Source organism: Paenibacillus athensensis, assembly GCF_004514475.2.
Taxonomy (GTDB): domain Bacteria; phylum Bacillota; class Bacilli; order Paenibacillales; family NBRC-103111; genus Paenibacillus_AL; species Paenibacillus_AL athensensis.
Genome location: NZ_MYFO02000038.1, coordinates 1 through 728, shown reverse-complemented (window position 1 = coordinate 728; position 728 = coordinate 1). Strand labels below are relative to the sequence as shown.

2 tRNA genes and 2 rRNA genes are annotated in these 728 nt (G+C 55.2%); all 4 read left to right on the top strand.

Annotated elements, in window-relative coordinates:
- Positions 1 to 180 (top strand): 16S ribosomal RNA (locus B5M42_RS25045); the annotation flags it as partial.
- Between the two features lie 101 nt (positions 181 to 281).
- Positions 282 to 398 (top strand): 5S ribosomal RNA (gene rrf / locus B5M42_RS25040).
- 36 nt (positions 399 to 434) lie between these two features.
- Positions 435 to 511 (top strand) — tRNA-Ile (locus B5M42_RS25035).
- An 84-nt stretch (positions 512 to 595) separates the two neighbouring features.
- Positions 596 to 671: transfer RNA gene (locus B5M42_RS25030), tRNA-Ala, on the top strand.
- Positions 672 to 728 lie beyond the last annotated feature (57 nt).

Here is a 728-nt window from a genome sequence, read left to right as displayed (position 1 = left end):
GCCGCGGTGAATACGTTCCCGGGTCTTGTACACACCGCCCGTCACACCACGAGAGTTTACAACACCCGAAGTCGGTGGGGTAACCCGCAAGGGGGCCAGCCGCCGAAGGTGGGGTAGATGATTGGGGTGAAGTCGTAACAAGGTAGCCGTATCGGAAGGTGCGGCTGGATCACCTCCTTTCTATGGAGACTCGGTTCTGCGAAGAACCAGTCAAGCTTCCTTCACTCGTGTTCAGTTTTGAAAGGGCAAGCCTTTCATGCAACAATCCATTGTTGCACGCGTTTGGTGATGATGGCGGAGGGGAACCACACGTTCCCATCTCGAACACGACCGTTAAGCCCTCCAGCGTCGATGGTACTTGAACCGCAGGGTTCTGGGAGAGTAGAACGTTGCCAAGCGAGCCCACTGCGGTGGGTTTTTATTATGAATACCAAGGGCCCTTAGCTCAGCTGGTTAGAGCGCACCCCTGATAAGGGTGAGGTCGGTGGTTCGAGTCCACTAGGGCCCACCAATATACCCCAAAAAGTGAAGCGAAGCTTCGAGGATTATTCCGATTACTTTTCGGGGGCCCCAGAACACTGTGGGCAATAAATGAGGGGCCATAGCTCAGCTGGGAGAGCGCCTGCCTTGCAAGCAGGAGGTCAGCGGTTCGATCCCGCTTGGCTCCACCAAAAAACGACTTGAAAAGAGTCGGACAGATGTGATAAGATACGTGTTGCCGCGCTGGG